Annotated in this window: 9 protein-coding genes; 4 read left to right on the plus strand and 5 right to left on the minus strand. The window is 67.4% G+C overall.

What is annotated here, in order from left to right; translation table 11 throughout:
- Positions 1–117 precede the first annotated feature (117 nt).
- Positions 118–537: a hypothetical protein gene (locus ACKN61_RS01345; protein WP_408951956.1), complete on the plus strand. Its 420-nt coding sequence runs from the start codon at positions 118–120 to the stop codon at positions 535–537.
- A 112-nt stretch (positions 538–649) separates the two neighbouring features.
- Here ACKN61_RS01345 and ACKN61_RS01350 read toward each other — a convergent pair whose 3' ends face one another.
- Positions 650–1,246, minus strand: a complete 597-nt coding sequence (locus ACKN61_RS01350; RefSeq protein WP_408951957.1) for a hypothetical protein — start codon at positions 1,244–1,246, stop codon at positions 650–652.
- A 186-nt stretch (positions 1,247–1,432) separates the two neighbouring features.
- Here ACKN61_RS01350 and ACKN61_RS01355 point away from each other — a divergent pair, with 186 nt between their 5' ends.
- Positions 1,433–3,517: a S9 family peptidase gene (locus ACKN61_RS01355; protein WP_408951958.1), complete on the plus strand. Its 2,085-nt coding sequence runs from the start codon at positions 1,433–1,435 to the stop codon at positions 3,515–3,517.
- 306 nt (positions 3,518–3,823) lie between these two features.
- On the opposite strand, the gene ACKN61_RS01360 is transcribed toward ACKN61_RS01355, so the two are convergent.
- Entirely contained in the window at positions 3,824–4,249 is a 426-nt protein-coding gene (locus tag ACKN61_RS01360; RefSeq protein ID WP_408951959.1) for a GNAT family N-acetyltransferase, read from the minus strand.
- A gap of 157 nt (positions 4,250–4,406) precedes the next feature.
- The gene (locus ACKN61_RS01365) at positions 4,407–4,739 is read right to left on the minus strand and encodes a DUF2782 domain-containing protein (RefSeq protein ID WP_408951960.1); all 333 of its coding nucleotides are present in this window, start codon (positions 4,737–4,739) and stop codon (positions 4,407–4,409) included.
- A gap of 109 nt (positions 4,740–4,848) precedes the next feature.
- Here ACKN61_RS01365 and polA point away from each other — a divergent pair, with 109 nt between their 5' ends.
- Positions 4,849–7,620, plus strand: a complete 2,772-nt coding sequence (gene polA, locus ACKN61_RS01370; protein WP_408951961.1) for a DNA polymerase I — start codon at positions 4,849–4,851, stop codon at positions 7,618–7,620.
- 376 nt (positions 7,621–7,996) lie between these two features.
- On the opposite strand, the gene ACKN61_RS01375 is transcribed toward polA, so the two are convergent.
- The gene (locus ACKN61_RS01375) at positions 7,997–9,979 is read right to left on the minus strand and encodes a TonB-dependent receptor domain-containing protein (RefSeq protein WP_408951962.1); all 1,983 of its coding nucleotides are present in this window, start codon (positions 9,977–9,979) and stop codon (positions 7,997–7,999) included.
- A gap of 267 nt (positions 9,980–10,246) precedes the next feature.
- On the opposite strand from ACKN61_RS01375, the gene ACKN61_RS01380 reads away from it, so the two are divergent.
- Positions 10,247–10,723 (plus strand): DUF421 domain-containing protein, encoded by a 477-nt coding sequence (locus ACKN61_RS01380; RefSeq protein WP_408951963.1) that lies wholly within the window; start codon positions 10,247–10,249, stop codon positions 10,721–10,723.
- 105 nt (positions 10,724–10,828) lie between these two features.
- Here the strand turns inward: ACKN61_RS01380 and hemF are convergent, their stop codons facing one another.
- Positions 10,829–11,743 (minus strand): oxygen-dependent coproporphyrinogen oxidase, encoded by a 915-nt coding sequence (gene hemF / locus ACKN61_RS01385; protein ID WP_408951964.1) that lies wholly within the window; start codon positions 11,741–11,743, stop codon positions 10,829–10,831.
- Positions 11,744–11,784: the final 41 nt, after the last annotated feature.

Genomic DNA, 11,784 nt, shown 5'->3' on the forward strand with positions numbered 1-11,784 from the left:
TATCGCCGAATGACTCCGAAGTCTTTGCGCCCCGGCCAGGGCGTACAGTTCGGATGCGGGGATGACAGCTCAAAGCCGCCGCCACACCGAGCAGCCGCTCAAGCAATGGAGTGCACGATGAAAAGAAACACGGTCGGATTTCTGCTGAGTCTGTCGGCGCTGTCGATCGCGGTGTTCGTATTCCGCGACATCTATCTGTTCTCCAAGGTCTCGATCCGTCCGGACTGGGCGCAGTTCCTGCCCACCTGGCTGGGCGTGTCGGACTTCATCGGCCTGTGCTGCCTCGCCCCGGCGGCGCTGCTGCCGGAACGCTTGCGCTCGGTCGCGGCGGCGCTGGCGAAGTGCGTCTTTCTGGCGCCGCTACCGGTCTTGATCGTCTACTCGAACGATCACGCCCATTCCGGCCTGTGGATGAATCTGTTGTTCAACTACGGCTGGGTCGGCCTGCATTGCCTGATCCCGGCGGTGATGCTGTTCGTCGTGCGCGGCATCGTAGATGGCACGCGCGCGCTGGCGAAGCGCGCGTCCAGTCGCTGAGCGCAATCTCCGCAGTACTGTTCCCCCCTTTGAAGAGGGGGCAGGGGGAGTGCTCTCGCGACGACATCCGGTCGACGATCGTCGGCCTGGTACCGCTTCGTCTCGCGCCGCTTCAGTGCCGGGCTGCGCCCGGATCCGCGCGTGGCGCGTCGGCGAGCTTGAACGATTTCAGCAGCAGGTCGAAACCGGGCTGGGTTTGCGGCAGGTCTTCGTCGGCGCTCTGGGTGATCAGGAACGCGGTGCGGTGCGCGCCGGTGATCTTGCGGTACTCGCGCCGGTGCGGAACTTTCACTCCGCCCAGGCTCAGCGTGTAGTGCTCGCGGATCGTGCCCTCGGCGAAGGCCGAGCGGTCGAAGCGGCTGTGTCCATTCATCACCGACGGTGTCGCCTTGTCGGCCTCGGCGGAGAAGTCGCGGGCGAAGTCTTCCAGTTCCGCGGTCGTGTCGGCCTGCACGATGGCGACGAACATCGCCGCGCCCGGGCTCTCCACGATCATGTAGTGGACGGCGTCGACGCGCTTGTCCTCGGCCATGCTCCAGTTGCCGGGGATGCTCATGTGCACGCCGAGGCGGTCGTAGCTAAGCGGGCGCGAGACATCGGCCGCGGGTTCGCCGCAGGCGCACAACGCGACGGCGCAGGCGCCGGCCAGCCACCAACGATATGAGCACCAGCGGGACAACAACGAACGCAGCGCGGATTCGCGAGCCATCGACATCTTCCCTGAGTGTCGCCACCCCTGTGGACACGGCGCTCACCCTAGCAGCTCGCCGCCGATTCCTCGCCTGCCGTTGGTCTTGCGACGCAGGGCCCGGCGGACACGACCAACGACACTGGGAGGCGGCCGCGATGCCAGCCTAGGCTGCGGTTCATTACGTCTATCGAAAGGGGCCCGCCGATGTCCTTGCGTTTCGTCCTTGCCGCCGCGCTTGCCGTCGGCGCGCTGCCGGCCACCGCCGCCGACCTGCACGCTGACCCGCGCAATCTGCAACCGACCGACCTGTTCGATCTGGAGTGGGCCGATCAGCCGGCGTTGTCGCCCGACGGGCGCCGCATCGTCTACCAGCGCAAGTTCTTCGACCGGATGAAGGACCGCCGCCGCAGCAATCTGTGGCTGGTCGATGCCGGCAGCGGCCAGCAGCGGCCGCTGACCAGCGGCGCGGCCAGCGACGGCGCCGCGGTGTGGTCGCCGTCGGGCGATCGCATCGCCTGGGTGTCCGATCGCGACGGCTCGACCCAGGTTTGGGTGCGCTGGATGGACAGCGGCCAGCAATCGCCGATCAGCCGCCTGAGCGAAGGCCCGAGCGGGTTGACCTGGTCGCCGGACGGGCGCTGGCTGGCCTTCACCATGCACGTCGCCGCCGACACCACGCCGCTGGCGAAGTTGCCGGCCAAGCCCAAGGGCGCGGAGTGGGCCGAGGACGTCAAGCTCATCGACAAGATGAACTACCGCGCCGACGGCGCCGGTTACCTCAAGCCCGGCTACGAACACGTGTTCGTGATGCCGGCCGACGGCGGCACGCCGCGCCAGGTCACCCAGGGCGATTTCCAGCACGGTTCGACCCTGGCCTGGAGCCACGACGGCCGCTCGCTGTTCGTCGAGTCCAATCGCCGCGACGATTACGAGTACCACCCGATCGAGAGCGAGATCTACCGCGTCGACGTCGCCACGGGCGCCGCGGTCGCGCTGACCGACCGCAAGGGCCCCGACCGGGCGCCGGTGTTGTCGCCGGACGGACGCAAGATCGCCTACCTCGGCTACGACGACCGCAAGCGCAGTTATCAGATCGCGCATCTGTATGTGCTCGATCTCGACAGCGGCGTTTCGCGCGCCCTCACCGAGGGCTTCGACTACGACATCGAAAGCCCGCAATGGGACCGCAACGGCCGCGGGCTTTACTTCGGTTACGACCGCGAAGGCGTCAGCCACCTGGGCTGGATCGCCGCGAGCGGCGGCAAGGTCGAACCGGTGACCGGCGACGTCGGCGGCACCGCGGTCGGCCGGCCCTATCCCGGCGGCAGTTTCTCGGTCGCCGCCGGCCGCGTCGCCTACACCCACGGCACCGCCGCGCGCATGGCCGACGTGGCGGTGGTCGAACGCGGCGCCAAGCCACGCGTGCTGACCGAGCTCAACGCCGACTCGCTGGCGCGCAAGCGTCTGGGCGAAGTCGAGACCCTGTGGACGAAGTCTTCCGCCGACGGGCTTGCGGTGCAGGGCTGGATCGTCAAGCCGCCGCAGTTCCAGCCGGGCAAGCGCTATCCGCTGCTGCTGGAGATTCACGGCGGCCCGTACCAGAACTACGGCCCGCGCTTCGCCGTCGAAACCCAACTGTATGCGGCCGCCGGCTACGTCGTGCTGTACGTCAATCCGCGCGGCAGCACCAGTTACGGCCAGGCCTTCGCCGACCACATCCACCAGAATTATCCAAGCCACGACTACGACGACCTGATGAGCGCGGTCGACGCGACCATCGCCAAGGGCTATGTCGACCCGCAGCAGTTGTTCGTGACCGGCGGTTCCGGCGGCGGCGTGCTGACCGCGTGGATCGTCGGCCACACCGACCGTTTCCGCGCCGCCGTGGTCGCCAAGCCGGTGATCAACTGGACCAGCTTCGCCCTGACCTCGGACGGGCCGTCCTACGTCACCCAGCACTGGTTCCCGAGCGGGCCTTGGGAGGCGCAGGAGTTGTACTGGAAGCTGTCGCCGCTGGCCCACGTCGGCAAGGTCGTCACCCCGACCATGCTGATCACCGGCGAGAACGACTACCGCACGCCGATCTCCGAGACCGAGCAGTACTACACGGCGCTGAAGCTGCGCCGCATCGACAGCGCGATGATCCGCATCCCCGGGGCGTCGCACGGCATCGGTGCGCGCCCGAGCGAGACCTTGGCGCAGGTGCTCAACACCCTGGAGTGGTTCGAGCGCTATCGCAACAAAGCGGCGGCCGATACCGCCGCAGGCTCAGCCGGAAACAGCCGCTAAGATTCCACCCTCATGCTATGCCCCTTCGAGATCTCCCACGCCGTCCCCCCTTTGCAAAAGGGGGGCAGGGGGGATTTGCTTCTACCGGCAAGTTCGACCATTCAGTGCGTCCCGAGCAAATCCCCCACGCTACGATTCACATCGGCCCAGCCGATTGCGCCGGGCGTCCGCCCCCTTCTTCAAAGGGGGCAGAAGTTCGCGACGGCGTTGTAGGGCAGCCTCGTCACCGCCTAAACCTCTGTGCAACTTCACGGGCCGCAGTCGAAAAGGCAGCGTCGCCGCCCCCATATTTCGTGCAGGCTGGGTTCAATCCAGCTTCACGCCGAAATGGAAGGCCTCGATGCGCAGCCGCTCGCGCAGGTAGAAGGCGTGCGCGTCCTGGCGGTGGGTGCCGGAATCCAGTTGCAGGCGCGCGCAGCCCAGGCGCTTGGCCTCGGCCTTGAGCCAGTCCAGCATGGTCTTGCCGTAGCCGCGGCTGCGCACGGCCTGGTCGGTGATCAGGTCGTCGACGTAGACGTGCAGCCCGACCGCGAGCATCTCCATCACTCGCCAACAGGCGAACGCGCGCGGCACGCCCTGTTCGTCGTAGAGCACCGTGGCGCGGCAGCCCTCGGCGATCTGACGGTGCATCTGGGCGACGAAGCCGGCCTCGTCGAAGTGCGGGCGCAGTTGCAAGACCAGTGGCCAGACGGCGCGAAGCTCGGTGTCTCCGACGATGGTTCGAATGTCCATGGGCTCGGGGCGAGGAGTTAGAAGCGAGGAGTTAGACGAGAGAAGTGAGGGCAAGCTTCGGCTCGCGCGCACTCCTCACGTCTTGGCGGATATTGGAAGGATAGCTGAGGGTGGAGACGAGGCTTTGCTCACCCCTCTCAACTCGCTCCTCAGCCGGTCACCAGCTGAAGAGTTTGTAGTACACCGGCGAGACCGTGCCTTCGCCCTTGCTGGTGTCGAGGCGGCCGTCGCCGTCGTTGTCGACCAGGTAATAGGTGGGGCCGCGGGCGGGGGTGACCTTGACCGCGCGCAGCTGGCCGGCGATGCGGTATTCCTCGATCACGTCGCCGTTCTCGACGGTGCGGGTGCGGATATCGGCCCCCTGCAAGGCGGCGGTCGGGTCGTCGTTGGCGCCCCCGGTCGTGGCGCAGGCGGCGAGCAGGAGGGCGATCAGGCAAGGGACGAGCAGGCCGGCGGCTTGGCGGGCCGGCGAGGCGGTGGGGGCGCGCATGGCGGTTCTCCGTGTCTCAGGCCGACAGCATACGCTGCGCGCCCGTTAAGCCGTTGCATCCGCGGTCGCGGTCGCAGCCCCGGCGATGGGGCAGCGTAGAATCGCCGGCATGAAAAGACTCGTCCTGATCGATGGTTCCAGCTACCTCTACCGCGCCTTCCATGCGCTGCCGCCGCTGAGCAACGACGCCGGCGAACCCACCGGCGCATTGTTCGGCGTGGTCAACATGCTGCGCTCGACCTTGAACGAACGGCCCGACTACGTGGCCTTCGTCGTCGACGCACCGGGCAAGACTTTCCGCGACGACCTCGACCCGCAGTACAAGGCCAACCGCCCGCCGATGCCGGACGACCTGCGCGCGCAGGTGCTGCCGATGTGCGCGATCGTCGAAGCGCTGGGCCTGCCGATCCTGCGCGTCGACGGGGTCGAGGCCGACGACGTGATCGGCACGCTGGCGCTGCAGGCTGCGGATGCAGGCATCGAGGTGACCATCTCGACCGGCGACAAGGACTTCGCCCAACTGGTGCGCCCGGGCGTGGCCCTGGTCAACACCATGAGCGGCAGCCGCATGGATTCCGACGAGGCGGTGTTCGCCAAGTTCGGCGTACAGCCCAACCAGATCATCGACCTGCTCTCGCTGATGGGGGACAGCGTCGACAACATCCCCGGCGTCGACAAATGCGGGCCCAAGACCGCGGCCAAGTGGCTCGGCGAGTACGGCAGCCTGGAAAACGTCATCGCCCATGCCGGCGACATCAAGGGCAAGATCGGCGACAACCTGCGCGCCGCGCTCGGCCGTCTGCCGCTCAACCGCCAGCTGACCACGATCAAGACCGACGTAGCGCTGGATCGCAGCCCCGAGCAATTGGCCCTGCGCGAGCGCGATGCCGAGGCGCTGCGCACCTTGTATGCGCGCTACGGTTTCAAGCAGGCCTTGCGCGAGCTAGAAGGCGGCGCCGCCGCGGCCGCCAATGAGCTCGCCGCCGACCGCGCCGGCCTGCGCGCGACCGCGGCCGGCCACGCCCGCGCCTCGGCCAGCGCGGAGACTCCGGACGCGGCGCTGTCGGCCAAGGGCGAGTACGAGGCAGTGACGACCCAGCCGCAGTTGGACGCGCTGGTGGCGGCGCTGCAGTCGGCCGACGAGTTCGCCTTCGACACCGAAACCGATTCGCTCGACCCGATGCGGGCCAACCTGGTCGGCCTGAGTTTCGCCACCGAGACCGGCCGCGCGGTCTACATCCCGGTCGGCCACGATTACCCCGGCGCGCCGGCCCAGCTCGACCGTGCCGCGGTGCTCGACGCGCTGCGGCCTGTGCTGACCGATCCGGCGCGACGCAAGCTCGGCCAGCACGGCAAGTACGACTTGCACATCCTGCGCCGGCACGGCATCGACCTGCTCGGCTATGCCGACGACACCATGCTCGAGAGCTTCGTCTATAACGCCACCGCCAGCCGCCACGACATGGACTCGCTGGCCAAGCGTTACCTCGGCTACGACACCATCAAATATGCCGATGTCGCCGGCAAGGGCGCCAAGGCGATCGCGTTCTCGCAGGTCGCCATCGACGATGCCACCCGCTACGCCGCCGAGGACGCCGACGTGACCCTGCGCCTGCACCGCGTGCTCGGCGCGCGCCTCGCCGCCGAACCGGAGCTCGAACGCGTCTATCGCGAAATCGAAATGCCGCTGGTGCCGGTGCTCGAACGCATCGAGGCCAACGGCGTGATGATCGATGGCGACGAGCTGCGCCGGCAATCGCAGGACCTCGGCAAGCGCATGCTCGACGCGCAGATCAAGGCCACCGAGCTGGCCGGGCGCACCTTCAACCTGGACTCGCCGAAGCAGTTGCAGGCCTTGTTGTTCGACGAGTTGAAGCTGCCGGTGCTGGTGAAGACGCCGACCGGGCAGCCGAGCACGAACGAAGAGGCGCTCGAAGCGATCGCCGACCAGCACGAGCTGCCGCGGGTGATCCTCGAATACCGCGGCCTGGCGAAACTGCGCAGCACCTACACCGACAAGCTGTCGGAGATGGTCAACCCGGACACCGGGCGCGTGCACACCAGTTATCACCAGGCCGGCGCGGCGACCGGGCGCCTGGCGTCGAGCGACCCGAACCTGCAGAACATCCCGATCCGCACCGACGACGGCCGCCGCATCCGCCGCGCCTTCGTCGCGCCCGAAGGCCGGCGCCTGGTCGCCTGCGACTATTCGCAGATCGAGCTGCGCATCATGGCGCACCTGTCCGAGGACGTCGGCCTGGTGCGCGCGTTCGAGTCCGGCGCCGACGTGCACCGCGCGACCGCGGCCGAAGTGTTCGGCAAGAAATCGCTCGACGAGGTCAGCGGCAACGAACGCCGCGCCGCCAAGGCGATCAACTTCGGCCTGATGTACGGCATGAGCGCGTTCGGTCTGGCGCGTCAGCTCGGCATCGGCCGCGGCGAAGCGCAGGACTACATCGCCCTGTATTTCAGCCGCTATCCCGGCGTGCGCGACTTCATGGAGCGCACCCGCCAGGACGCGCGCGATCGCGGCTACGTCGAGACGGTGTTCGGCCGGCGCCTGTATCTGGAGAACATCAAGGCCAGCAACCAGGGCCTGCGCGCGGGCGCCGAACGCGCGGCGATCAACGCGCCGATGCAGGGCACCGCGGCCGACATCATCAAGCGCGCGATGATCGACATCGACGCCTGGCTGGCGTCGCATGCCTCCCGCGCGAAGATGATCCTGCAGGTGCACGACGAACTGGTATTCGAGGTCGAGGCCGATTTCGTCGACACCCTGGTCGGCGAGGCTTCACGCCGGATGGCGGGGGCGGCCAGCCTGAGGGTGCCGTTGGTCGTCGACAGCGGGGTCGGAATTAATTGGGACGAAGCGCATTGATTATGCGGAAACCATTGATTTTGCTGGAATTGGTTTAATGAATCAGTCCTGAATCCAACAATTTATTAACTCCCATCTTCACGAACTATCCATGTGCGGGATGGTCATATAGGTCGCGACAGATGCAACGTCTGTCGCTGATCTCTCCCTCCCCTGGAGTGATCCCCCGGAGCGAACGACCCCTCCCCAGGTCACGCTCCACCAGCCCCGCCGGCCCCCCCTGCCTGCGGGGCTTTTTATTGCCCGGCAGAAAGTTTACTGAACACGCTTAACGCAGGCCAGGCCTGCGTTTCGCGCGCGACGCCGGGCGTCTTCGCTATCTGCGCTATTAATCACCGATGCGTACGCAGCGCGCCGCCTCAAAATCGATGCATCCTCAGAATCGATACGTCAGCGACAACGACAGTTCGCGACCCGGCGACGGGAAACCGATATAACTTTTCGAACCGGCCTGATAACCGTAAGTGCCGTGGTCGTAATAAAAACGATCGAACAGATTGTTGACCGCCGCGCCGAGTTTCAGGCGATCGTCGCCGAGCAGATTCCAGTTCGCCATCAGGTCGACCACCGTATAGCCCGGCTTGTCGGGCGCATCGGCGGCGATGCTGTTGCGTTCGTCCTCGACCAGGCGCGCGCGCACCGCGTAGTTGGCCTGTCCGGACGCGGGCTGCCAGTCGTAGCGCGCGGTCCAGGTGCGGCCGATGCTGGTGCCCAGGCCGAGGTCGGCGTCGTTGAGCGGGCGGTCCTCGAAGCTGTTGTCCGACTGCCACACGCCGACGCTGACGCCCATACGCTGCCAGCGCTTGCCGATCTCGGCCTCGTAGCCTTCGACCTTGGCGTCGCCGATATTCTCCCAATAGCCCCAGGCGGTCTGGCCCGAATACACCGCCGAGATGTAGTGCTCGATGTTCTGGCGGAAGGCGGTGGCGCGGGCGAAGTAACCGTTGCGCTCCCAGGACACGCCGAATTCGAGGTTGTCGGCGCGTTCGCCTTCGAGATCGCCGCGGTGGGTGTAGAGCGCGCTGAAGAAGGCTTCGCGGATGGTCACGCCGCGGAAGGCTTCCGAATAGGCCAGGCGGAAGGTCAACGGCTCGATCGGCGTCCACGCGATCGACAGGTTCGGGCTGAGCTTGTCTGCGTCGTTGGAGGCGCCGGCGCTGACGCCGGACACGCCCTTGTGGCGGTAATCGTCGTAACGCAGGCCGGCCGAGAGTTTCCATTGCGGCGACACGTCCCAGTCGCCCTGGGCGTAGGCGCCGAACACGCGCGCGGTCTGTTCGGTGCGGCCCCAGAACGGCGGCGGCGTGGCCTGCTGGCGCGCATGCAGGCGGTCGCTGCGATAGTCCAGGCCGTAGGTCAGCGACAACGACTGCCACAGCGCGGTGTTGCGCAGGTCCAGGCCGGTGCTGGTCTGTTCGCCGGCGCTGTAGAGCAGGCCGGTGGTGTTGCGGCGGTTCTGGTATTCGCTGCGGGTGCGGTAGGCGTTGAGGCGCAGGTTCAGTGCGTCGCTGTCGGGGTCGAAGCGGTGCTCGTAGGACACCGTGTCGCGGCGCATCTGGTGATCGGACAGGACGAAACGACCGCTGAAGTTGGTCATGTGCGGGCGTTCGTAATACGTGCCGGTGTCGTCGAGGTGCTCGGCCGACAGGTCGAAGCTGTGCGCGTCGAACAGGCCGCTGAGCTTGAACTGGGCGCGTTCGTGCCGGTAGGCGGTCGGCTTGACCCGGTCGCCGTGGCCGTCGTCGTAATCGCCGCCGTCCTGATAGACGTAGGTGGCGAGCACGCCGAGCCCATCGGACAGGCGGCCGTAGCCGGCCAGCACGCCCTTGTAGCTGTTGCCGCCGTTGAGGCCCGCCGCGGCCTTGACCAGGAAGCACGCGTCCTGGCCGGGGCGCAGCAGGTCGAAGGCGTCGCGGGTGCGCACGCGCAACGCGCCGGTCAGCGCGCCGGCGCCGCCGGTGGCCGCGCCGGCACCGGCATCGAGTTCGATCGACTTGATGAATTCCGGCTCGATCTGCACCCGGGTCTGGTGGTGATACAGCTCGGCCGGCTCCTGTGCGCCGTCGATGGTGACGTTGAGCATGGTGTCTTCGAAGCCGCGCACGTAGATCTTCTGCGCGACCGGCGAGCCGCCGCCGACGGCGACGCCGGACTCGTTCGACAACAGGTCGCTGAGGTCGGAGGCCTGGCTCAGCTCGATCTCGCCGCGGTCGAGATCGAAATTGCCCGGCTCGCGTTCGGCGACCACGGTGATCGAGTCCAGGGTACGCGCCGCGTCGCCGCTCTCGGCGGCATGGGCGAGCGGGGCGCAGGCCAAGAGGGCCAGACCGGACAGCAGACGCGAAGACGGAGCGGACATGAGGCGGCGTTCCTTCGGATAGGCGCGCAAACGCCTGCGGCCGGAACGGCGCAGGCGGACGCTGGATAGGGAAGGCTTCGCGCTGGCTGGAGAACCCCGGGCGGGCGAAGCCTGCGCATTCTGCGGTCCTCGTCCCCAGGATGCAAATGCGAATCATGATCAACAAGTGTGGATTCGCGCCGGCCGTCGCGCCCCGTCGCGGGCGATGACGCCCGATGCACGGTCGGGCGGGCCACAATCGGGCCTCGCCTTGCCGGAGCCGAGCTCATGACCGACGCCTTCGATCTGTCGATGCCCTGGTGGCAATACCTGGTGCGCGCCTGCATCGTCTATTTCGTCCTGCTGGCCATGATCCGGCTGTCGGGCAAACGCACGATGGGCCAGTTCACCTCGTTCGACATGCTCCTGATCGTGTTGCTCGGCAATGCCGTGCAGAACGCCTTGCTCGGCACCGACACCTCGGTCGGCGGCGGCCTGATCCTGGCGGCGACCTTGATGCTGTTGAATTGGGGCGTGGGCTATATCGCCTCGCGCAACGACCGCATCGAACGCGTGCTCGAAGGCGTGCCGGTGGTGCTCGCACGCGACGGCCACGTGTTCCGCGACGTGCTGCGCCGCGAACTGGTCAGCCGCGCGGATTTCGACAAGGCGATGCGCGAGAACGACTGCGCGCAGATCGACGACATCGCGGTGGCGATGCTGGAGACCAACGGGCACATCACGATTCTGCGGAAAGCCGGCTGAAGTGCTGCGTTTGTAGGAGCGGCGTGAGCCGCGACCGCGGCGCCGCAATCGCGTCGCAAGCCGGATATCCCGGTCGCGGCTCACGCCGCTCCTACAGCGGGCGGATCAGGCGCTGGCTTCGCCCAACCAATCGCGCGGCACCAGATACGCGGCCAGCCGCGCTTCGTCGCTCTCGGCTTCCGGCGTATAGCCGTATTCCCAACGCACCAGCGGCGGCAGGCTCATCAGGATCGACTCGGTGCGTCCGCCCGACTGCAGGCCGAACAGGGTGCCGCGGTCGAACACCAGGTTGAATTCGACGTAGCGGCCGCGGCGATACAGCTGGAACTGCCGCTCGCGCTCGCCGTAGGGTAGGTCCTTGCGGCGTTCGACCAGCGGCAGGTAGGCGTCGAGGAAACCGTCGCCGACGGCGCGCTGATAGGCGAAGTCGCGCTCGAAGTCGCCGTGCAGGTCGTCGAAGAACAAGCCGCCGACGCCGCGGGTCTCGTTGCGGTGCTTGAGGAAGAAGTACTCGTCGCACCAGCGCTTGTGCGCCTGATAGCGTTCGTCGCCGCCGAAGGGCTCGCACAGTTCGCGTGCGGTGCGATGCCAGTGGCGCACGTCTTCGTCGAAGGGATAGAACGGAGTCAGGTCGAAACCGCCGCCGAACCACCAGGCCACGGTTTCGCCGTCGCGCATGGCGCGGAAGTGGCGCACGTTGGCGTGGGTGGTCGGCAGATAGGGGTTGTGCGGGTGGAACACCAGCGACACCCCGACCGCGCGCCACGAGGCGCCGGCGAGCTCGGGCCGCGCCGCGGTCGCCGACGGCGGCAGAGTCGTGCCCGACACGTCGGAGAAGCCGATCCCGGCCTGCTCGAAGACCCGGCCGCCGCGCAGGATGCGGGTGCGTCCGCCGCCGCCCTCGGCGCGTTGCCACAGGTCCTCGGCGAAGCGCGCGCCGCCGTCGGCTTGTTCGATGGCGGCGCACAGGCGGTCCTGCAGGCCGGAGAGATACTCGCGTACGCGGTCGAAGTCGTTCATGGGCCTATTCTAGCGAGCCCGGCGGCGGCTGACTTGCCGCA

Source organism: Lysobacter sp. Hz25 (assembly GCF_046097045.1).
In the GTDB taxonomy this organism is placed as follows: domain Bacteria; phylum Pseudomonadota; class Gammaproteobacteria; order Xanthomonadales; family Xanthomonadaceae; genus Lysobacter; species Lysobacter antibioticus_B.

Excerpts from the sequence above, each read along its gene's own strand:
- ACKN61_RS01345 (WP_408951956.1), top strand. The coding sequence starts at position 118 with ATGAAAAGAAACACGGTCGGATTTCTGCTGAGTCTGTCGGCGCTGTCG.
- ACKN61_RS01350 (WP_408951957.1), bottom strand. The coding sequence starts at position 1,246 with ATGGCTCGCGAATCCGCGCTGCGTTCGTTGTTGTCCCGCTGGTGCTCA.
- ACKN61_RS01355 (WP_408951958.1), top strand. The coding sequence starts at position 1,433 with ATGTCCTTGCGTTTCGTCCTTGCCGCCGCGCTTGCCGTCGGCGCGCTG.
- ACKN61_RS01360 (WP_408951959.1), bottom strand. The coding sequence starts at position 4,249 with ATGGACATTCGAACCATCGTCGGAGACACCGAGCTTCGCGCCGTCTGG.
- ACKN61_RS01365 (WP_408951960.1), bottom strand. The coding sequence starts at position 4,739 with ATGCGCGCCCCCACCGCCTCGCCGGCCCGCCAAGCCGCCGGCCTGCTC.
- polA (WP_408951961.1), top strand. The coding sequence starts at position 4,849 with ATGAAAAGACTCGTCCTGATCGATGGTTCCAGCTACCTCTACCGCGCC.
- ACKN61_RS01375 (WP_408951962.1), bottom strand. The coding sequence starts at position 9,979 with ATGTCCGCTCCGTCTTCGCGTCTGCTGTCCGGTCTGGCCCTCTTGGCC.
- ACKN61_RS01380 (WP_408951963.1), top strand. The coding sequence starts at position 10,247 with ATGACCGACGCCTTCGATCTGTCGATGCCCTGGTGGCAATACCTGGTG.
- hemF (WP_408951964.1), bottom strand. The coding sequence starts at position 11,743 with ATGAACGACTTCGACCGCGTACGCGAGTATCTCTCCGGCCTGCAGGAC.